The organism is Paenibacillus dendritiformis, assembly GCF_021654795.1.
Taxonomy (GTDB): Bacteria; Bacillota; Bacilli; order Paenibacillales; family Paenibacillaceae; genus Paenibacillus_B.
The window spans coordinates 5,340,901-5,362,658 of record NZ_AP025344.1 but is presented as its reverse complement, the minus strand read 5'-3'; the positions used below and the strand labels follow the sequence as shown (position 1 = coordinate 5,362,658).

The window sequence follows — 21,758 nt, the reverse complement described above, 5'->3', positions numbered from 1 at the left end:
ACAAAACGGGTTCTTTTCCGGTACGATAAGAGAGAGGGCGTTGAGAGCATCGGGAGGAAAGGAGCGATACTATCAGCGTGCGGGACCACAGGCTGCTCATTTGGAGCATTATTCTCTTATCGACCGGATTGCTGGGCGAAATGAAGATCACCCCGTTCGGCGGCGATTTTCGTTTCTCGCTCGGAATTATGGCCTATTTTTTCGGACTGCTCTGGTTCTCCGTGCCTGTGCTTGCGACCGGCATCGCCGTGGGCGCCTTCGTCGTTGTCTTCCGCATCATGTTAGGCATGCTGCTGCATGGCATCCCTGTCGACGAAGGATTTATGCAGCATATGCCCGTATTTTTCTATTATGTCACCTTCGCGGCGGTTATCTCTCTGCTCAAATTGAAAGCCAACGTAGAATATCATGTCAAAGTCGCCATATTCGGCGCGTTAGCGGATATCGTCTCCAATGGGGCGGAATTGCTCATTCGGTTCGCTGCCGGCACGCCGCCCGCGATCACGGTTCAGGAGACGATGCTGGTCATTCTCGTCGGCTTGCTGCGAAGCTTTTTTGCCGTAGGCCTGTGCAATATGCTGGCGATTCGCCAAGTTCGGGCATTGGGAGAACAGAGGCAGAAGGAATTGGAGCGGTTAATGCTCATTAATTCGGATTTGTTCGAAGAGGCCTTTTATCTTCGCAAGTCGATGTCCCATATCGAAGAAATTACGCGGGAAAGCTACCGGTTATACCGATCGCTCAAAACCGAATCCCACCCGGGCGCGGGACAGGCGCTGCATATCGCAGAGCATGTGCATGAGGTAAAAAAGGATTCGGAACGGATTCTATCCGGCTTGTTCAAAATCATCCAGCAGGAACGGATGCTGACCAAGCGCATCTCGATTGCCGAACTCTGCGCCATGGTGACGCGGGCGAATGCGAATTACGGCTTGCTGCTCGGCAAGAGCGTAGACATCGCTGCCGCATGCGACATCAATTTGTCCACCACCGAAATTTATCCGCTTCTCTCCGTACTGAACAACATCGTATCGAATGCCGTAGAAGCGCTGCCGCATCAAGGCCGCATTCAAGTGAACATCGATCTCCGCGGACAATCTATCTTGTTCTCCGTCACGGACGACGGCCCGGGCATATCCGCCGATGAGCTCGATTTGATCTTTCATCCCGGATACACGACCAAATTCGATGCCGAAGGGAACTCCTCCACCGGCATCGGGCTGTCGCACGCCGCCGATATCGTGCGCTTGCTTGATGGAGACATCCGCGTCCGCAGCGCTCCCGGGAACACATCCTTCGAGATCCGGATTCCTGTGGAGCGGCTGACTTGAAGAGGTTGATCGATCGAAAGGGAGGCTGTCAACGTTGTTGAAATTTTTTCTGGTTGAAGACGACCCTGCCGTTCGCAAAATGTTGTCGCGCATCGTGGGCGAGAGCGGCCTGGGTGAGGTCGTGGGCGAAGCGGGAGACGGATCCCAGGCTTCCGCCTCCGCTGTCCGGGAAGCGGATATTGTCATCCTCGATCTGCTTATGCCGGGGCGCGACGGGATTGAGACCGTCAAAGCGCTGCGCGAGGAGAAGTACAGCGGCAGATTCATTATGATTTCCCAGGTGGAGAATAAAGAAATGATCGGTGAAGCTTACCAGCAAGGCGTGGATACTTTTATCCAGAAACCGATTAACCGCCTGGAGGTGCTGGCCGTGCTGCGGCGCGTCTCCGATCATCTGCTGCTGGAGAAGTCGATGCAGACGATCCGCAATTCGCTGCGGACGCTGGACAGGACCGGAACCGCGGATGCCGGGCCAGGCATTGCCCTCTACAATGACAAACCAATCGAACAACAGGCCCGGTCCTTGCTGCTGCAATTGGGGGTTGCCGGCGAAGCGGGCGCTCCCGATCTGATTCGGGTTATGACATGGTTGAAGGAACAGGAGGAAGGTTACAGCGTCCTGCCCGATCTGCCCCCGCTGAAGGCCATCTACGAACAGGTGGCGCTTCGCAGCCGCAAGGAGGCAGGAGCCGATGCCCATCTGCAGAAGGACGTGCGCGCGATCGAACAGCGTATTCGCCGCCTGGCGCTGCAAGCGCTTACCAATCTGGCGTCGTTAGGCCTGAGCGACTATGGCAACCCGACCTTCGAATACTTTGCATCGCGCTTATTCGACTTTCAGGAAGTGCGCCTGCGCATGCGGGAGCTGGAGGAACAGAGCAAGTCATCCGCCTCCAAAATAAACCTGAGAAAATTTTTGTATGTCTTTTATATCGAGTCCTCATGCCCCGGCCTGTGAACAGGCTCTCCCGCACAGCAAAGCAGCTCCTTCCGAGGCCCGGAAGGAGCTGTCCTGCTATTATCGTTCTGCCGCTGCTTCGTCAGCAGGCTGGCTGCGGGCTACGCGATCCAGCATCTCCTGGATGACGAGGCGAGGGGATTTGTATTGCAGCCATTGCTGGCCGAACATTTGAATAATTTTGATCAACGGGAAATCATTCCAGAATCCGATGAATTCCTCGTTCAAGACGATGGCTTCTTCCACATGCCGGTTCATATCCGCCAGGTATTCCTCCAGTACCGCCCGCGAATGAGGATAACGGAGCCAATCGCTCAACAGGCTGAAGGTGTGGAATTCAACGTCTTGCGTGCCGAAATCGCAGTGCAGCCGGCAGCGAAGCCGGATATCGCGAGAGGAGCTTCCAACCAGGATATTGAAAAATCCGGTCTCGGCTGCCCAGCGCTGCTGCTTCGTGTTGTAATAGGAAAAGTCGCGCCGGTCTAACGTAAAATGAACTTCCTTCGTTTCTCCCGGCTTCAGAGCGATCTTGGCGAATGCCTTCAGTTCTTTGTCCGGACGCACCCACTTGCATTCTTCATCATTGACATACAACTGGATGACCTCCTTGCCGCTGCGGGCGCCTGTATTGCGAATGACGCAGGTGACATGCACTTCGTCTCCCGCCTGAACCGCTTCGATCGAATCATACTCGAATGTCGTATAGGACAGGCCATGACCGAACGGGAACTGCGGCTCCAACTGCTTCCGGTCATAATATCGGTATCCGGTGAACAGTCCTTCTCTGTAATACAGCTTGCCGTCCTCGCCGCGCGGATAGAGAGTCGCAGGGGTGTCCGACAGCTTGACCGGGAATGTCTCCGACAGCTTGCCCGAAGGATTGACCATGCCGAACAGAATCTCGGCGATGGCTCTGCCTGCGCCTTGACCGGACAGCCAGCCCTGAATCACGGAAGGCACTTGATCTACCCAAGGGCGCATGACGAGGGAGGTGCCGCTGCTGAGCACGACGACACAATTCGGTTGGACGGCGGCTACCGCCTGGATCAGCTTGCTCTGATGGAGCGGCAAGTCGATCGAGTCAATATCGACCCCTTCCGATTCTGAGGATTCAGGCCGTCCGGCAAAGATGATCGCTACGTCCGAACGTGCAGCCAATGCGACGCTCTCCTCGATCAAGCCTTCATCGATCGCATCGAGCGGGCTGTCTTGAGCATAGCCTTCCGCATAGCGAAGCTCAAGGCGATCTCCGGCGATGTCTTGCATCTCATCCCAAGGGAGATCGACGCGCGTCGGTGTCACCTTGGCGCTACCCGCTCCCTGGATTCTTGGCTGCTTCGCGAAGCGGCCGATGACGGCGACGGAGGACAGGCGCTCAGGCTGAAGCGGGAGCAGTCCGTTGTCATTTTTCAACAGCACCATGCTCTCGGCGGCCGCACGGCGGGCCAATTCATGCCGCTCTTCGGCGGATTGGCTCTCTGTCGCCCGATGCTCTCTCGTCCGGCGGACCAGCTCCAGTATTCTTCTCACGCATGCGTCCACTTCCCGCTCTTCTAATTCACCGGCTTGCACCGCCTGGACGATCGCTTGCGTATGATAGTGTGCCGGACCCGGCATTTCCAGATCGAGGCCTGCCTTGATGCCCTTGATGCGGTTGTCCACGGCGGTCCAATCGGAGAGGACGACGCCGTCATATCCCCATTCTTCCCGCAAAATTCGCTTCAGCAAAAATTCGTTCTCGCTGGTGTACTCGCCATTGAGCAGGTTGTAAGAGCACATGATCGTCCACGGGTCCGCTTTTTTCACAATTCGTTCGAATGCGCTCAGGTAGATTTCGCGCAGCGTGCGCTCATCGACCTCCGAGCTGGTGATCATCTTCTCGTACTCCTGATTGTTGCAGGCGAAGTGCTTGACCGATGCGGCGACGCCCTGGCTCTGGAGCCCGTCCACGAAGGCGGCCCCCAGTTCTCCGCTCAGGCATGGGTCCTCCGAATAGTACTCGAAGTTGCGTCCGCCCAGCGGCGTTCGCTTCATATTGATGCCCGGCCCGAGCAAGATATCCGCATCGAGCTCCCGGCTTTCCTTCCCAAGCGCGATGCCGAGCTCGCGCAGCAGATCCGCGTTCCACGACGATCCGATCGCCGAGCCTGTCGGGTAGCACGTAGCCGGCACATTTTCCCCCAGGATTCCGAGCTCTTCCGTGCTGGCCGTCTTCCGGATTCCGTTCGTGCCGTCATACATGGCGAGCGAAGGAATATTCAGCCGATCGATGTTTTTGGTCATCCACATATCCAATCCGGCGCAGAGCGACGCTTTTTCTTCCAGTGTTAATTGGGTCAGAAGCTTGTCTGTTTCCTTTGTTGTTTTCATTGTCAGACCTCCTGTACTAGGCTATTATAGCTTTTCTATTGTTGCGCTTGCTGTTCTTTCTTTAATTCCTGCATGTCATAAGCCTTGAAGAAAGGGAACCAGACGGCGAACATGACGAGCAGGACCACCGCCAGTAAGAGCAATCCGCCAAGTCCCGACACGATGTAAGACGAGATGCCAAGCGGGGTATACCACATCTGGAACAACTGGCTTGGAATGGCGGCAAGACCAAGATCGAGCGCGACATAGACGATAATCGGGACAATCAGTCCATTAATCCACATCGGGATCATCAAGATCGGATTGAACGCGATCGGGGCGCCATAGATGACCGGCTCATTGATATTGAACAGCGAAGGCACCAGCGTCGTCTTGCCGATGGCGCTCAGCCGCTTCGATTTGGCGAAGAGGAACCAGATAACCAGCGGCAGCGTGGCCCCCATGCCGCCTACCCCGACCCAGCCGGAGAAGAACGTCTCGAAGGTGTTGATATTCGTTGGCTCCAGGCCCTGGGCGACAGCGACGGCGTTGGCTTCAATGGCGGGCAGCCAGATGGCCAAAAATATTGGCATCAGCACCCACGGGCTGATTCCGAAGGAAAACAGGAAGACCCCGATAAAATTGAAGAGCACGAACCCGAGCAAGCTCTGGCTAATCTGGTTCAGCGGTTCGAACACATTCAAGATCATGACGAAGATGTCGAACTGCAGCGGATACGTCAGCACCCATCCGGCACCCAAGAGCAGGGCAATCGGCACGAGAAAGTCGAACCAGTCGACGATGAATTCCGGAAGGCTCGTATCTTTTTTGAAAAAAGAAAACCGGTGAAACGCGCTAAAGACAACGGCGACAAGCACACCGACGATGAGCGAGGTGAACATGCCGCTCGGACCGAACCGCTCCATAATGAAGCTGATCGTTCCGTCTTCCCCGAATGTCGGCTTCAGCAGCATCAGGTAGAAAGAGAGTCCGGTACAACCCGCGATCAGCTTGATTTTATGGCGTTCCTTCTGTTCCATCACTTTATAAGGAGTGAGGAATGCGATGAAAAGCCCCAGCAGGCCGAAGCTGAAGGTTGAGACCGGCGACAGATCCGGCATTCCCGGGATAAAATCATTGAGTATGGACAACAGTGTAATCAAAGAGCCGATAAATACCATCGGCAGAGCAATCATAATCGATTCCTGGATCGAGAAAACCCATACATTTTTCGTGAAGCTGTCTAATTTGGGCGCAAAACGTTCATTCATCCACTTCATGTACCGATCCATAGGGCCGTTCCTCCTTTGGTTAGTTCCTTCGTGCACATCTTTAGTTTAGATAAAAATGAATGCGCTTTCTTGTTCTTTATTGCCGACTGGGGGGGCGTTTTTTGTTCTTCTGGCCGCCGCGAACCGGAACGCGAAGCGGAGGAAGCGGCCCGAGACAGCAAAAAACACCCTTGTGTCAAAAAGGGTGTCTGCATCTTCAGTATTGGCGCTGCAAGGTGATAAGCTGTACGCCGTGCGGCGGAATCACGATGCGGCGATCGAAGGAAGTGACGGCTTCGAGGAATTCCACCGTGACGGCCGGCCCCGTTCTCCGCCGCAAATAATCGATTTCCTCCTCGCTCGGCGTGCCGGGAGCGCCCATGCGCACCCACTCGTCGAACAGCGAGCCATGATCGCGGTCGAGCCGGTACGTTGTCGCCTTATAGTCCCCCGACAGCCCGTCGAGATGAAGCGCGACTTCCAGATTCCCTTTTTCCTCAAATACCGTATATCTGTCCCGCTCCGTCAGTCCGGACCAATCGCCGCTGGCGAACAACGGATCGACATGAACGTAATGGTACAACAGAATCGAATAGTCGCCGCCCGATGCCGTAATGGCATACCCGTCCCCCTGCCGGAGAAGGTTCCCTCTCAGCTTGGCAAGAAGCTCGAACGCGTAATAGGCGGGCTTCCTTAATCCATTGCGGTTGACTAGGCCGAAGCCGCCGTGCAAGATGGAGGGAACGGCCTGGCTCTCCTCGAACACGTCCGTGAACGACCAGAAGCCGAGCGAGTGGAGATTCCCCTGAGACTGGAGCGCATGCCGCAGAATGAACGGGGCCATGAACATCGTGTCATGAATATAATTCCGGTCGTAGAGCGAGAAGTTCCACTCCGTCACATGCAGTTCCGGCATCACGGGGAACTGTGCGGCGTGGAGCTTGCCGCGGATCCGCTCGATCGTGCTGCGGTAAAAATCAGGCGGCATAATGGTAGTCAACCGCTCTTCATACCTGGTGAACGGGTACTCGGAATAGACGTGGAACGAGAAGAAATCAAGCGGCGCCTGGGAGGCCCGGCAATAGTCGAAAAAATCCTCCGCCCATGTATCGTTCCATATCGATCCGTATCCCAGCGCGGGACCGCCCGTTCTCAGATCGGGATCCACCGATTTGATCGCCTCCGCCGTTGCCTGGTAAAAGCGAAAGTACTCCTCCCGGGTTCCGGCCCAGCAGATGCCCTCCAGATCCGGCTCGTTCCACACTTCAAAATACCATTGCTTCACTTCCTCCAGCCCGTACCGGTTCACGCAATGGCGCACGAACTGGCGCACCAGCTCCGTCCATCTGTCCATGTCGCGAGGCGGAGAGATGTTGCCCTTCCACCAAAATATGGTCTCGTCGGAACGGCGCAGCAGCGAAGGCATAAAGCTCAGCTCGACAAAAGGCCTTGTTCCGGCGCTCAACAAAAAGTCATACAGCCGATCCACATAAGACCAGTTATAGACGGGCGTGCCGTCTTCCGTCTCGCTGTAGATCATCATCTCGTCGTTGAAAATTCCGTGAAAGCGAATGTAGCGGAACTTCAACCTCGACTGCATCTCCCGGAACTGCTCCTGCCAATCGGCGCGGAGTCCCTCGATCGCCCGCCCGGCCGTGGTGAGCATCCTCCAGTTGGGCTCGTAGGGATGAACCGGATCATCGGCGCGAACATCAATGGAGATGCTGTCGCTGGCCACCGGCACGCTGAGCGGCAGCTCATGGCCGCGCTCCAGATAAGCGTACAAGGAATCCATCGCCTGGATCGTGTCGATATCGTAATAAGCGCCATTGATCGGGCCTGTGCTTACATTCCAGCGGCTGCTTTTTTTAAGCGTGTCCCGCTCCTGCTTTTCCCGATAGCCCGTCGGGGTTGTGCCATACTTTTCCTTGAAATAGCTATTGAAGGCTTTTACATTGGCGAAGCCGCATTCCGAAGCGATTTGCGTCACGGTTTTATTGGTGCCCGCGAGCAGGTCGGCGGATTTCTCCAAGCGAATGAGCGTCAAGTATTTTTGGAACGGGATGCCGATTTTGTCTTTGAAAAAATGGGAAAAATAGTGCAGGCTTAAATGCTCTTGCCGCGCGATATCCTGCAGCGTGATCTTTTGACTATAATGCTTGTCGATAAATTGAAGAACCCGGTTCAACCGTCTGAGTTCATAATCGCTGCCTGGTTCGGCTCCCGGTTCGCTGTCCGGAAGCGCCTCATGCGGGAAGGAGCGAACCAGATGCCCAATCAGCATATGCAGCAGCCCTACGGCGCAAGAGCGGTACCCGGCAGGCTTTTTGTTCAGCTCCCACGCCATTCGCGCCAGGTAATAGCGGAGCTTGTCATGCTCAGGCTTGCCGTCGGCCCCGCGATCAAGCGAGCTGCAATGAATATGCATGGGCCGCTCCAGCAGCTCGGGACTGAACTGCAGGGTCAGCAATACGTTGTCCTGGCCCGTCTGTTCGATTTTGTGAGCGGACAAGCTGTTGATGAACAGGAAATCGCCGGGCTGATATTCATGATTGTCCCGGCCGACATAGATCCGCACGCTCCCCTGCAGGACGCAAATCATCTCCACCTCTTTGTGCCAATGGAAATGAACATGATCGACGCTGTTGATGAACATGCGGAACGGCATGTCGTCCTGGTGTTCGATGAACTCGTACAAGTATTTCATGGTATTCCTCCTCGCAAGCGCGGCATCCGGCCGATCCGGCTTGATCCTAACGGACGCCTGCGCTCATAGCTCCCTCATGCGCACTATCACTGTAGCACGCGGCTTCCGCTACTGTCATTCCGGCTCGTTCTCGAAGTAGCGGCGGTCCTTCAAAAACAGCTTCCAGAACAAATAAAAGACCGGGACGAGCAGCAGCGCGCTGATGATATAGCTGATGAGCAGCGAACGGAAAATCGCCGGATTCGTGATGCTCGCTTCAATCGTCAGCTCCGGATAGATAATGTAGGGCAGATGGGCTCTCCCGTACGCGTAGCTGGCGAAGGCGTACTGCAAGATGACGAGCGCGACGGCGGCCCGGGAATGCCCCTTCCAGCCGTCCCGGCGCGGGACGAACAGACAGGCATAACCGATGGCGAAGGCGGCCGCGGACAGCGCGAAGCCGACCCATTGCTGGCGGAAGCCCTCGACGATCCAGGAAGCTTCCGGCTGGACGGTAAGCGTGACGGCGAGCGCGGTCAGCAGGCTGAAGGGGCCGAAGATGACGGCCCAGCGCCGGTAGATGCGGTAGGTCGCGGCATCGCGCGCCTCGCGGGAGTAATCGGCCAGGAACAGGGCCGAGAAGAACAGCTCCGTCGCGTAGCCGAAGGCGAGATGCGCATACAGCGTCGGGCTGGCCAGCAGCTTGCCGAAGTCGAGCGTTAACCCGCCGCCCGGCTCGTCGATGATGAAGCCGCCGAGCGTCACGGGGAGCACCGAGACGAGCAGCCCGGGGATGAGCAGCCCGGTCACGCCCGAGATAATGCTGATCGTGCGCCCGTACCGGTGGACGGAATATCCGTATACGAGAAAGGCGCTGCGCAGCGTGAGCAGCACGAGCACGAGACAGACGGGGACGAGCAGCACGGAAGCAAGTCCAAGCGTCGCTCCGGGGAAAAATCCGACGAGCGCGACCACGAACAGGACCAGGAACGTATTGGTGACCTTCCAGGAAGGAGACAAGTACCGGTTGGCCAGCTCGGCGGCCCGGCCGTCCTCGCTGCGGCGGCCGTAGATCATCGACCAGAAGCCGGCCCCGAAATCGACCGAGCCGAGCAGACTGTAGACGAACAGGAACACCCACAATATCGAAATCGCGATCGTGGCATCGTTCATGTAAAGGCCTCCTCCGTATGCGGACGGTCATGGTCCGGCGCCGGCTCCTGCAGCTCCGCGGATACGGGATGGCGCAGGAAGTAGAAGCGAAGCACGAGCGCCGTCAGCACGAGCAGCAGCACATAGATGCCGACGAAGAGGAGGAACAAGGAGCCCATATCGCCGCTCTGCAGTGCCGCCTCCGACGTGCGCTGGATGCGGTAGATCGTCCACGGCTGGCGGGCGGAGCAGCTGAAAATCCAGCCGATCTCGATGGACAGCAGCGACAGCGGTCCGGTGACGGCCAGCGCATAGCGCAGCCAGCGCGGATAAGGGCGCGGCGATTGGCGCGTGAACGCGCGCCACAGCACGACCGCAAGCGACAGCCCGAGCAGGCCGAAGCCGATCACGACCATCAGGTTGAACAAGGTGTGGACGAAGAGCGGCGGCCAATCCTCGCGCGGAATCTCATTGAGCCCCTTCACCTCGGCGTCGAACCGGTTCGAGGCGAGGAAGCTGAGCATGCCCGGGAATTCGATCCCGTATTTGATCGTCCGCGCCTCGGGATCGGGAATGCCGCCGAGGACTAGCGGCGCATGGGTCGTCGTCTCGAACAGCGCCTCGGCTGCGGCCAGCTTCTCCGGATTGTGGCGGTACATCGATTGGGCGGCGGCATGGCCGTTCACCGCGGTGGCGAGCGTCATGACGAGCCCGATGATGAGGCCGAGCATGAGCCCCTTGCGGTGATAGGCGGCTTCCCGCTCCGATACATTGCGCTTGAGAAGGCGCCAGGCCGCCACGGTCACCACGAAGAAGGCGCCGGTCATATAGGCCGTGCTCAGCACATGCAGCGCCGAGGTCGGGTAGGAAGGATTGAAGAACGCCGCCCACGGATCGACGTCGGTAATCTTCCCGTCGGCGATGCGGAAGCCGGCCGGCGTATTCATCCAGGCCTGGGCGGCCGTAATCAGCGCGGCGGAGGCGCTCGCTCCGACCATGACGAAGAAGACGCTCAGGATGCGCATGCCGTGGGTCAACCGATCCGCCGCATAGAAGTAGATGGCCATAAATAGAGCCTCGAAGAAAAAGGCCCAAATCTCGATCTGGAACGGAAGCGCGATGACTTGGCCGACGATCTCCATGAAGCCCGGCCACAAGAGGGCGAGCATGACGCCGACGATGGTGCCTGACGGAATGGCGACACCGAGCAGGATGCCCAGCGTTTTGGTCCAGCGCTTCGCCATGATGGCATAATCCGAGTCCTTCTTGCGCCAGTACATAATCTCGGCGAAGACGATCATGAGCGACATGCCGACCCCCAGCGTCGCGAATATAATGTGGAAGGCCATCGATGTGCCGAACAGGGAGCGGGTCATCGTAACGGAATCCATACATACACACCTCTTCTGCAGTCATTACCGCCTAGTGTGTGGAAAATAGGTGCGGGATATGCATGATTACCCAGTTCGCCAGCACAGAAAAAAGCCCGCTTGCGCCGGGGGATATTCCCGATAGCGCAAGCGGGCCGTATTCTATTCGTGCGGGGAGTCGAATTTGCACTCCTCCAGCGGAATCAATTTCGTCCGGTGCTTCCATTTGTAACCGAGCCAGACGGACAGGAAGATCGGAAGGCCGATATAGGTCATCAACAAGCCCTTCCAGTCGATGCCCTCCCCGGTGAAGGCCTGATAGTTCTGTCCGACGATGACGATCAGACAGAGCGCGAAGGCGAACAGCGGGCCGAACGGGAAGAATCTCGCCTTATAAGGCAATTCCTTCAGATCGTGGCCCTGCTTCACGAAGGCGCGGCGGAAGCGGTAGTGGCTGATCGCGATGCCGAGCCAGGCGATGAAGCCGCACATGCCGGAGGCGTTCAAGAGCCAGATATAGACGACGCCGTCCCCGAAGAAGCTGGCCAGAAAGGCGAGCATCCCGATAACCGTCGTGACGATAAGCGCGTTGATCGGCACGCCGCGCTTGTTCAGCTTGCTCAGGAACTTGGGCGCCTTGCCCTCCTTCGCGAGCACCCAGAGGACCCGCGTCGAGGCATACATGCCCGAGTTGCCGGCCGACAACACGGAGGTCAGAATGACGGCATTCATAATCGCGGCTGCGAACGCGAATCCGGCCTTCTCGAAGACGAGCGTGAACGGGCTCGTGTTGATGCTGTCCACATCGCTCGCCAACAGGCTCGGATGCGTGTACGGAATCAGCAGCGCGATGACGAAGATGGCGCACACGTAGAACAGCAGGATTCGCCAGAACACCTGCCGGATGGCGCGCGGCACGCTCTCGCGCGGATTCTCGCTCTCGCCGGCCGCGACCCCTACGAGCTCGGTGCCTTGGAACGAGTACCCTGCCGCCATGAAGACGCCGAGCAAGGCGAAGAATCCGCCATGGAACGGTCCGTCCCCAATCCGGAAATTTTCGAAGCCGACGCGTTCGCTGCCCAGGATGCCGAAGATCATCAGCACGCCGACAGCGAGGAAAATCAGGACAGTCGCGATTTTAATGATCGCGAACCAATATTCGGATTCCCCGTAGCCTTTGACCGACAAATAGTTCAGCAAGAAGATGATGCTGAGGAACAGAAGACTCCATAAAAAGGAATTGCTGTCGGGGAACCAGTATTTGATGATGAGCGTTGCGGCGACCAGTTCGGATGCGATCGTAATCGCCCAGTTGAACCAGAAATTCCAGCCGAGCGCGAACCCGAACGACGGATCTACGAAGCGGGTCGCATAGGTGCTGAACGATCCGGGATCCGGCATATAGGTGGCCAGCTCGCCCAGACTGGTCATCAGGAAATAGACCATGATGCCGACGGCGATATAGGCGACGAGCGCGCCGCCCGGTCCCGCTTGGGCGATGGCCCCGCCGCTGGCCAGGAACAGCCCGGTGCCGATGGAGCCCCCAAGCGCGATCATCGTAATATGACGGGTCTTCAGGCTGCGGCGCAGCCCGGACTGCCGATTATCTTCAGTAGCTTTCATTGCGTAAAACCCTGCCTTCCTTCTTAGTTGAATAGCTTCGGAAGGAGCGGCGACATGACAAAAAACCGTTCGAGCGTATCACGTCCGACGGTTAGACCGTCCCCATCATACCCTTCCATAAAAGATAGCGCACCATACAGGATCGGGTAATCCCGCATGACAGTGCTGCACCTTTCGGCAACAGCCCCAGCCTGCGTGCCGGAAGATGCCCGCAGACTTCGGCGGTGGTTCCTTTCCCTCTGCATCCTCGGCGCTTCCCGCCTCCGCAGAGATACTTCTAACAACCGCAACCTCTACCTCATCTCGGATAGGATGAGGATTTGCATATTGTGCACAATGGCACGTTATATTGGTTAAGTATAAAGAATACCCCGGGGGGAATCAATGACAAATGTTGCCGAAAGTTTGCATGATATGTCGAATGGTGTTCCGGTGTCCGCAAAAGAGCTGTCCATATTCAGGGAGTTGGCGAAAACCGCAATGCGGGCGAAATGAATGGAAGCGAATAGATTTTACCGGAAGAAATTTTTTTCAAAAATAAATAGAAAAAAGAAAATAATTTACTGCATGGCGCGGACGGTGATATAGTAAGGATAACTTCAGAGTGAAGAAATACATTACTAATGTGGAGATGCATGCAGATGAACAGAAATGCCAATGTATTCGAACAGGTCAAAGGAAAGTTGGTCGTATCTTGCCAAGCGCTGCCGGATGAGCCGCTTCACAGCCCGTTCATTATGGGGCGAATGGCGTATGCCGCCTTCCTCGGCGGAGCGGCGGGAATTCGCGCGAACAGCGTCGAGGATATTCAGGAGATTAAGAAGCAGGTCCAACTGCCGATCATCGGCATTATCAAGCAGGATTATGAAGGCTCGGACGTATTTATTACGCCGACGGACCGGGAAGTGGGAATGCTCTATCGCGAAGGCGTCGATATTATCGCGATGGACGCGACGGATCGGGTACGGCCGGACGGAACGACGATTTCCGAGCAGTTCCCGCAGTTGAAGGCGAAGTATCCGGATCAATTATTTATGGCGGATTGCTCCACCTACGAGGAGGCCATGACGGCGATTGAACTGGGCTTCGATTGCATAGGCACGACGCTGAGCGGCTATACGGAAGCGACCCGGGGCAAGGCGCTGCCCGATTTCGAGCTGCTCGGGAAGCTGGCGGCCTCTTCATCCGTTCCGGTCATCGCGGAAGGCGGCATCTCGACGCCGGAGGAACTGAAGCGGGCCTTCGATCTTGGCGTGCATACGGCTGTCGTCGGCTCGGCGATTACGAGACCGATGGAGATTACGAAGCGCTTCGTGAAGGTCATTGAGCAAGGCTGAAGGTTAACGTCAAGTCATGTTCTCATGTTTTCTATATAGCTCATATAGAAGGGCAGGGCGTATGTTATGAAAATTGTGGCGGCGGATATTGGCGGGACTTCGACCAAGATCGGCTTGTGCGACGAGTCGGGACGGATTGAGCGGTTCCAGGAATACGAGACCGGGAGCAAGCGCGGCGGCGAGCATGTCATCGAGAAGCTTATTCGTCACCTGGAGGAGTACAGCGGCTATGACGCGATTGCCGTCAGCACGGCGGGGCAGGTCGATGCGGAAGCGGGCGTCATCGTCTATGCCAACGAAAATATTCCGGGGTACACCGGGATGCGCATCGCGGACAGGCTATCGGAGCGGTTCGGCAAGCCGGTCCGGGTCGAGAACGATGTCAACGCGGCGGCGCTGGGCGAAGGACGCTTCGGCGCCGGCCGGTCCTATGCCGACTTCCTGTGTCTGACCTACGGGACGGGCATCGGCGGCGCCATCGTCATGAATGGAGAGATTTACCGGGGCGCGAATGGCGTGGCCGCCGAATTCGGCCATATGATGACGCATGCTTGGGCGGAGCGCCGCGATCCGGACTTCAAGCCGTATTACGAGAAATTCGCCTCGACAACGGCCTTGGTTCAGTTGGCGCGGCAGGTTGACCCGGAATGTGTCAACGGGCGGATATTATTTGATAAAATAGACATAGGCAACGAGCCGCTGCGCCGCGTCGTTGACGACTGGATCACGGAAGTCGCGGCCGGGCTGGCGTCGATCGTCCATATCTTCAATCCGTCCGCCATCGTGATCGGCGGCGGGGTCATGGAGCGGGACGAGCTGGTCCGCCAGGCGGAAGCGCGGACGAAGGAGTTCATTATGGACAGCTTCGCCGGGGTTCGCATCGTCAAGGCTTCGCTGGGGAACAAGGCGGGGCTGCTGGGCGCCGCATCGCGTTTTTTGCCGTAACTAGACATGAGGGGGGTGGATGCATTGCGCAATGTAAGTATTCTGACCCGCATTCATTCCATGTATAATTCCTTCACGAACACCGAGCGCAAAGTAGCGGATTATATATTGGAGCATACGAGGAGCGTCATCTACATGTCCATCACCGATCTGGCCGATGCTTGCGGGGTCGGCGAATCAAGCATTTTCCGGTTCTGCAAGTCGCTCCATTTCAAGGGCTATCAGGAATTCAAGATCGCCTTGGCGCACAGCATTACGGTGGAAAATGAAATTCCGCAGCTCACCGAGCAGATCGGGATGGACGACACGATCGAGCAGGTGGCATCCAAAGTATTGACCACGAATGTCAACGCGATGAACGAGACCTGCGATCTCCTCAAGGCGGAGGATATCGCGAAGGCGATCGACTATATGGTGCAGGCGGAGCGCATTCATTTTTTTGGCGTAGGCACGTCCTTGATTACCGCGCTGGAAGCGAAGAACAAATTTATGCGCATCACCAGGAAGACGGAATGCTCCTTCGACTCCCATCTTCAGATGATGTCGGCCGCCCTCATGACCGAGCGCGACGTGGCGGTCATGTTCTCGTACTCGGGCTCGACCAAGGATACGATCGAGGTCGCGAAGAAGGTAAAGGAGAAGGGAGCCAAGCTCATCTCCATCACCCGCTTCGTCAAATCTCCGCTGACGACGCACTCGGATGTGACGCTTCTCTGCGGAGCGAATGAGGGCCCGCTCCAGGGCGGCTCCTTGTCCGCGAAGATCGCGCAGCTTTACTTGCTGGACGTGTTGTATGTCGAGTATTTCAAGCGCACGTACCAGGAATCGATCGACAACAAGGAGAGCACGGCCAACGCCGTCATTGAGAAGCTGCTGTAGGGCGGCCCCCGCGGGCGCGGGCAGGGGGGAGCGCACGGGGGAACGGTTTCGCTCCTTCTCTGGCTCTCCTTCACTTTCCCGTATCGATCGCCATTGCAGATTTTCATGGCTTCCGCCGGAGAGCAGTCGCTGCAGACTGCTCTTTTTTTTCGTCGGCCACACAGGCGGCGCTTGCCGGGGAAGCCAGAGCGGTAATTGGCGGCCTGGACAGGGAAGCTCCCCTGCAGAGCCTGGAGAGGAGATCCGCACTACTTGTTGGAGAGCCAAGAACTCTGCAGGAGGCCTGGTAGAAACCTGCGCAGGAGTAGAAACCTTCTCAGTAAGCCTGGTAGAAAGCTCCGCAGGAGTAGAAATCTCCTGAGCATGCCTGGTAGAAAGCTCCGCAGGAGTAGAAAGCTTCTCGGTATGCTTGGTAGAAACCTCCGTAGGAGTAGAAAGCTTCTCGGTATGCCTGGTAGAAACCTGCGCAGGAGTAGAAAGCTTCTCGGTATGCCTGGTAGAAACCTGCGCAGTAATAGAAACCTCCTGAGCATGCCTGGTAGAAACCTCCGCAGCAGTAGCAATCTCCTGAGCATGTCTGGTAGAAACCTCCGCAGTGTCCGATGTCTGGTTAGAAGAATCCTCTCCTTCTGCATCGTAGGTCCCCCACCGTCTCAAAGGAGAGACTTTGTACAGCCTGCATGGTCAAAATATTGCAAATCCAGAGGATGGGAAGCTGTGCAGGCCTCCCGGCAGCAATTCTGCCAAGTCTGCCGGGAAGAAATCCTGCAAAAATGCAGGATTTTCTTTTGTTTATGCCACTTTTCAGCCGAATTGCTGCAGGGATGCAGGATTTTCGCCGATTTGTCTCCATTTCACCTTGAGGTGGGGGGGATTGCTGCAGTTTTGCAGGATTTTTATTTTCATAAGAAGGCGCGATAATGAATCCTGTATTTTCGCAGGATTTTTGAGACATGGTGCTGCGAGCGGCACGGAGCCCACCCCCGTTTTTTCTATGGGCAAGCTCTTCCTAACCCACTTTTTGCGATTATAATAGATACAACATCACAGTACTACAAAGGTGACAGTGTAAGGCAAGACATATACCGGCGTGCATGGGGAGAGAAGCCGGATGATGAGGGGGAATCTCAATGTACCAAGGCTGGGGCAACCGCCCGGCTCCAATCACGAAGGGGCAGCCGCGCGTCTCGGTGAAGGATGTGTCCTTCAAGCGGATCGGGGCCTTGTTCCGACCGTATCTGTTCCGGCTTTTTTTGATTGTGTTTCTGGCGCTCTCCGGCGCCGTTATCGGATTGCTGCCGCCGCTCGTGATGCAGCGAATTATCGACATTGCCATCCCGAACAAGGATGTGGCGCTGCTGCTGACCTGCGCCGCCCTGCTCGTCGGGCTGCCGATCGCAAGCGGGATGCTGGGCGTGCTGCAGAGCCATCTCAATACGCTTGTGACGCAGCATATTATGTCCGACCTCCGGCAGGGGCTGTTCCGCAACCTGCAGCGGCAGTCGGTCGGCTTCTTCACCGCCGCCCGCTCCGGCGAGGTGATCCAGCGGGTGACCGATGATGTGGCCGCGATACAGAATGTGGTCACGAACGTCGCCGTCTCTTCGCTCACGCAGATCGTCATCATCTGCACGACGATTGGGATCCTGTTCACCCTCGACTGGAAGCTGGCGCTGATGGCGATTGTCATCCTGCCGTTGTCGATGATCCCGGTGCGCAAAGTAGCGGGCTACCGCAAACGGCTTCGCGCGGAGACGCAGAAGGTGCGGGCCGATATGTCCGCGCAATTGGGGGAAGTGTTCGGCGTGTCGGGCGCGATGCTGAGCCGGATCTTCGGGCGCGAGGCGGCGCTGCAGGCCCGCTTCGAGGAACAGAACAACAAGGTGAAAGAGCTGGAAGTGAAGCTCAATCTGGCCGGGCGCTGGTTCTTCATGTTCGTCTCGACGATGGGGCCGCTGGGCACGGCGCTCATCTATATGTACGGCGGCTATCAGGTCATATACGGCCCGATGACGATTGGCGCGATCGTCGCCTTTGCGGCTTATCTGTCCCGGCTGTATCAGCCCTTTGGAACCTTGCTGAATCTGCATGTCGAGGTCGTGACCGCGATGGGCGTGTTCCATCGTATTTTCGAATATATGGATATGGAGCCGGAGGTGACGGATCGGCCGAATGCGAAGACGCTGGGCACGGTTCAAGGCGCGGTGGAATTCGCCGACGTTACCTTCCGCTATGGCAGCGGGGGAGAGGTGCTGCGCGGCATCAGCTTCCGGGCGGAGCCCGGCGAGGCGGTCGCCCTGGTCGGGCCGAGCGGCGCAGGCAAATCGACGCTAATCAACCTGATCGGCCGCCTGTATGACGCAACTTCAGGCACCGTCTCCATCGACGGCCATGACGTGAAGGACGTGACGCTGGAGTCGCTGCGCGCCCAGGTCGCGTACGTTACCCAGGAATCGTTCATGTTCCACGCGACGGTGGCCGATAACCTGCGAATCGCCAAGGATAGCGCGACGCAGGCCGAACTGGAGGAGGCCTGCCGCAAGGCGTATATTCATGATATGATTGCCGGCCTGCCGCAAGGCTATGAGACCGTCGTCGGCGAGCGGGGGCACCGTCTCTCCGGCGGGGAGCGGCAGCGGCTGGCGATCGCGCGGGCCATTCTCAAAAATCCGCGCATCCTTATTCTTGACGAGGCGACATCCCATCTGGACTCCGAATCGGAAGCATATGTGCAGGCGGCCCTGTCCGAGCTGATGCAAGGGCGGACGACCATCGTCATCGCCCACCGCTTGTCCACGGTCCTCTCTGCCGACCAGATTCTCGTCGTGGAAGAGGGCGAGATTGTGGAGCGGGGAGGGCACGAAGCGCTGCTGAAGCGGGAAGGGCGCTATGCCTCGCTGTACACGACGCAGTTCCATGCGAAGCTGCATCCGGAGGAGGCGGCAATGGCCCCGTCGCCGGGACTCTGAGCCGATACCGAGGGTGCAGAGTCGGGGTATGGACCAAAAGACGGTATCCGCTCTTTCCGGATACCGTCTTTTTGCTGCGGGCAGGCAGGCGTACCGTCACGTGAAGAGGGAGGCATCCCGCCGTTCCGTTATTTCGTTAACCTCTGTACCGCTGCAGCCCGGCTTCGCGTCAGGACCGATCGGCTTGGGACTGCGCGCGCAGGCGGGCCATTTGCTGCCAGACCGTGCCGACGGCTTCCTCGCCGGAGCGAATCCGCTCGAGCGCCATGCGCGCCTGCAGCGCGACTTCGAACTCGGTGTCGTTCACCGCTTCCTCCAGCGCCGGCACCGCCCGCTCGTCTCCCGCTTCGTAGAGGAACCGGGCCGCCCGCCAGCGGACCAGCTTGTTCTTGTCCTGCAAGGCTTCGATCATCGGCTCGATCGCCGCCGGATCGCCGATATCGGACAAGGTGTCCCCTGCTGTGCGGCGCACGCTGACCGAGGCATCGCGCAGCGCTTCGAACAGCAGCGGCAGGCATTCCGGCGTCTTGATCTCGCCAAGATAGACGACTGTCAGCCGCCGAATCTGGCTCTGCGGATCGCGGAGCGTCTCCGCCAGCAGCGGCAGGCGGCTGGCCTCCGGCTCCATCCGATCGAGCGCCGCATAGCGCACCCGCCAATCGCTGTCCTTCAGGCGCGCGGTCAGCTCTTCCTCCGTCAGCTCGCGGCGCTCCTCGATGAACGGCTCATCGCTCTTCGCCTTCTCGATCGCCTGGCGCACGAGCGAGGCGAGCCGTTCCTCCGGATACGCCGCCTCCAGCTCCTGCTCGACCTCGCGCGCGATATCGGCGAGCTCGCCATAGCGGATGCCGTAGTCGCTCAGCTTGCGCTCCTTGATCAAGGTGGCGCTGGCGACCTCGGTGACGGCCTTCACGAAGCGCTCGGACAGGCCGACCCGTTCCTCCCGGTTATCCGCCTGCACCCGAATCTGCATCGGAATGCCGCGGAAATACTGCACATAGACCTGCGCCTCTCCGAAGGAGGTCCAGGCCGACCATTCCTCGCCCTGCCCGCTCTCTTCCTGCGGCTGCCCGAAAATATCCCGCACATCGGCCAGGATGCGGGCCCAATCGGCATTCGGATAACGATCCAGCGCGATGAAGTCCGCGGTATGAAAAACGCTCTTCACGCCCTCGATATCGAGCAACTGCCCGATGATCGGCGGCGCGGAGCGGCGGTTGTCTTCAGAGTAGGTTCGCCGTACGCCCGCCGGCAGCGTCTCGTCCAGATGAAGCTTCATGGAATTCGGACTCGGCGTCGGTTCGATTGTGATCAATTGCATTGACGGCACCTCCTGCGTCGTTCTGTTATGTCTCCATTGTACATGAAGGCACACCCGCGAACAATGCGGCCGCCGGACAAGCATTTTGTGCGGGGGAGGTTGGAACGGGCCGCTTTGAGTTAAAAATAGAGAAAGGGCTCCCGGCTGCGCCGGCAACCGCGACCGGCGCGGCGCCGTGGGCGTTCGCTGCTTTTGGCGGACGGGGATAGACGGCGCTGCGGCTTGCGCATACGATAGAGGCAGACAGCGCCTGGCCGCACGCGGCGCGGAAGGGGGAGCGGCGGCTTCGGCCGGGGATCGCCGGACGACAGGCCGAGCCGGGCGCGAATTGGAGTTCGCGGGACCGATTTGTTATTCTAGTACGAGAATCATTTTTCTTGCTCGGCCCCTTCCTTGCTGCTGCACGTACGAACGGCAAGGCTTACGCTTACGAATACTTGGTGTGCAAATGAGGTGGTGCCATGAAGCGCTATTACACGAATATGGACAATGTGTCGACAGAAAAAGCATGGAAGCAATTCCGGCGTTGGCGCGCCGAACGCAAAGTGCGGCTGAAGCAGAAGGATTATTCTTATGTCGTTCCGCAGGTGGAGCCGGATCTCGCCCGGCTGCATGCCAATGACGGCAGCCTGTCCATTACCTGGATCGGGCATTCCACCTTCCTGCTCCAAATAGGCGGCTTGAATATCGCCACGGATCCGGTATGGGCGGCGAGCATGGCGATGGAGAAGCGATTGTCTCCGCCCGGAATTCCGATTGATCGGATGCCGCCGCTTGATGTCATTCTCATCTCGCACTCCCATTATGATCATTTGCATATGGGATCGCTTCGCAGACTGGCGGGACCGCGTACGCTGCTGGTCGTGCCGGGAGGACTCAAAGCGAAAATGGTGCGCAAAGGCTTCCCGCAGACAGTTGAGCTGGAATGGTGGAAGGAGCTCGTGATCGGCTCCGTCCGGGTGACCTTCGTGCCGGCCCAGCATTGGACGCGGCGGACACTGTCCGATATGAACCGCTCTCATTGGGGCGGGTATGTGCTGGAACGAGTGGAAGTCGAAGCCGTGGAGACGGGGGAACGGCCGCCTGCGAAGGAGACGGTTTATTTCGCCGGGGACAGCGGATATTTCCGGGGCTTCCGGGAGATTGGCCGCCGCTTCGCGATTGATGTTGCGCTGATGCCGATCGGCGCCTACGAGCCGGAATGGTTCATGTCCCGTCAGCATGTGACGCCGGAGGAAGCGCTGCAGGCATTCGAGGATGTGGGCGCGAAGCTGATGATCCCGATGCATTACGGCGCCTTCAAGCTGGCCGACGACACGCCGAAGGAAGCGCTCGATCGGCTGGAAGCGGAGCGGCTGCGGCGGAACCTCGATGAGGCGAAGGTGAAGCTGCTCGCGCTGGGAGAGACGTGGCCCGGAAGAGAATAGAGATGTAATCCATGAGAAAAGCCATTTGCCAAGGCGCTTCGCCTAGGGCAGATGGCTTTGTTGATCAGGGGGGATCGTCCGGCGGGAAGGAAGCCGCCCGCCAGGGGCGGACGGCCGGCTCCCGGACGGACGGTCCGTTC

Annotated in this window: 14 protein-coding genes and 1 riboswitch; of the genes, 7 read left to right on the top strand and 7 right to left on the bottom strand. The window is 58.0% G+C overall.

The genetic code is table 11. The features are described 5' to 3' along the window. The first annotated feature begins 77 nt into the window (after positions 1 to 77). Both L6439_RS23795 and L6439_RS23790 read left to right on the top strand, forming a co-directional pair. Positions 78 to 1,331 carry an ATP-binding protein gene (locus L6439_RS23795; protein ID WP_213470558.1) on the top strand — a complete coding sequence of 418 codons (1,254 nt, stop codon included), beginning with the start codon at positions 78 to 80 and terminating at the stop codon, positions 1,329 to 1,331. Positions 1,332 to 1,365: 34 nt separating this feature from the next. Beyond that, positions 1,366 to 2,289, top strand: coding sequence for a response regulator (locus L6439_RS23790; protein ID WP_213470560.1), 924 nt, complete (start codon positions 1,366 to 1,368; stop codon positions 2,287 to 2,289). Between the two features lie 60 nt (positions 2,290 to 2,349). Here the strand turns inward: L6439_RS23790 and L6439_RS23785 are convergent, their stop codons facing one another. From L6439_RS23785 to L6439_RS23760, 6 genes are all read right to left on the bottom strand, one after another. Continuing rightward, positions 2,350 to 4,659 carry a beta-glucosidase family protein gene (locus tag L6439_RS23785; protein WP_168182666.1) on the bottom strand — a complete coding sequence of 770 codons (2,310 nt, stop codon included), beginning with the start codon at positions 4,657 to 4,659 and terminating at the stop codon, positions 2,350 to 2,352. A 35-nt stretch (positions 4,660 to 4,694) separates the two neighbouring features. After that, positions 4,695 to 5,930: a PTS sugar transporter subunit IIC gene (locus L6439_RS23780; RefSeq protein ID WP_213470562.1), complete on the bottom strand. Its 1,236-nt coding sequence runs from the start codon at positions 5,928 to 5,930 to the stop codon at positions 4,695 to 4,697. Positions 5,931 to 6,126: 196 nt separating this feature from the next. Beyond that, a complete protein-coding gene (locus L6439_RS23775) occupies positions 6,127 to 8,616 on the bottom strand; it encodes a GH39 family glycosyl hydrolase (protein WP_213470564.1) in 2,490 nt (829 codons plus the stop codon). 114 nt (positions 8,617 to 8,730) lie between these two features. Further along, complete coding sequence (locus tag L6439_RS23770) at positions 8,731 to 9,768, bottom strand: cytochrome d ubiquinol oxidase subunit II (RefSeq protein WP_168182669.1); 1,038 nt, start codon at positions 9,766 to 9,768, stop codon at positions 8,731 to 8,733. Next, the gene (locus L6439_RS23765; protein ID WP_213470565.1) at positions 9,765 to 11,138 is read right to left on the bottom strand and encodes a cytochrome ubiquinol oxidase subunit I; all 1,374 of its coding nucleotides are present in this window, start codon (positions 11,136 to 11,138) and stop codon (positions 9,765 to 9,767) included. The genes L6439_RS23770 and L6439_RS23765 overlap by 4 nt, the downstream gene beginning before the upstream one ends. Positions 11,139 to 11,279: 141 nt before the next feature. Beyond that, on the bottom strand, positions 11,280 to 12,740 hold the full coding sequence (locus tag L6439_RS23760; protein WP_168182671.1) for an amino acid permease: 1,461 nt from the start codon (positions 12,738 to 12,740) through the stop codon (positions 11,280 to 11,282). A gap of 117 nt (positions 12,741 to 12,857) precedes the next feature. Further along, positions 12,858 to 13,044: riboswitch (Lysine riboswitch) on the bottom strand. Between the two features lie 337 nt (positions 13,045 to 13,381). Here L6439_RS23760 and L6439_RS23755 point away from each other — a divergent pair. The 4 genes from L6439_RS23755 (at position 13,382) to L6439_RS23740 (ending at position 18,870) form a co-directional block, all read left to right on the top strand. Further along, entirely contained in the window at positions 13,382 to 14,077 is a 696-nt protein-coding gene (locus tag L6439_RS23755) for an N-acetylmannosamine-6-phosphate 2-epimerase (protein WP_172879052.1), read from the top strand. A 66-nt stretch (positions 14,078 to 14,143) separates the two neighbouring features. Further along, complete coding sequence (locus L6439_RS23750) at positions 14,144 to 15,022, top strand: ROK family protein (protein WP_213470566.1); 879 nt, start codon at positions 14,144 to 14,146, stop codon at positions 15,020 to 15,022. A gap of 24 nt (positions 15,023 to 15,046) precedes the next feature. Beyond that, positions 15,047 to 15,901, top strand: coding sequence for a MurR/RpiR family transcriptional regulator (locus L6439_RS23745; RefSeq protein WP_237096630.1), 855 nt, complete (start codon positions 15,047 to 15,049; stop codon positions 15,899 to 15,901). A 1,130-nt stretch (positions 15,902 to 17,031) separates the two neighbouring features. Further along, entirely contained in the window at positions 17,032 to 18,870 is a 1,839-nt protein-coding gene (locus tag L6439_RS23740) for an ABC transporter ATP-binding protein (protein WP_213470567.1), read from the top strand. 169 nt (positions 18,871 to 19,039) lie between these two features. On the opposite strand, the gene L6439_RS23735 is transcribed toward L6439_RS23740, so the two are convergent. Next, on the bottom strand, positions 19,040 to 20,191 hold the full coding sequence (locus L6439_RS23735) for a virulence factor (RefSeq protein ID WP_168182676.1): 1,152 nt from the start codon (positions 20,189 to 20,191) through the stop codon (positions 19,040 to 19,042). Between the two features lie 461 nt (positions 20,192 to 20,652). Here L6439_RS23735 and L6439_RS23730 point away from each other — a divergent pair, with 461 nt between their 5' ends. After that, positions 20,653 to 21,618, top strand: coding sequence for an MBL fold metallo-hydrolase (locus tag L6439_RS23730; RefSeq protein ID WP_213470568.1), 966 nt, complete (start codon positions 20,653 to 20,655; stop codon positions 21,616 to 21,618). Positions 21,619 to 21,758: the final 140 nt, after the last annotated feature.